This window comes from Serratia sp. HNCC26DJ206, from assembly GCF_057180605.1.
In genome coordinates, this window is sequence record NZ_JBXUGP010000181.1 from 1 (window position 1) to 278 (window position 278).

Below are 278 nucleotides of genomic sequence, written 5' to 3' on the forward strand. Positions count from 1 at the left end.
TGTGTGGATCATATCCATATGCTTCTGGAAATCCCGCCCAAAATGAGTGTGTCGGGCTTTATGGGATATCTGAAGGGAAAGAGCAGCCTGATGCTTTATGAGCAGTTTGGCGATTTGAAGTTCAAATACCGTAACAGGGAGTTCTGGTGCCGAGGGTATTACGTTGATACGGTTGGGAAAAACACAGCCAGGATACAAGAATACATAAAGCACCAACTGGAAGAGGATAAAATGGGTGAGCAGTTGTCGATCCCGTATCCTGGCAGCCCGTTTACGGG

Annotated in this window: 1 pseudogene; it reads left to right on the top strand. The window is 47.1% G+C overall.

What is annotated here, in order from left to right:
• Positions 1–278, top strand: a pseudogene (gene tnpA / locus AC2A1E_RS24500) (IS200/IS605-like element IS1541A family transposase); the annotation flags it as partial.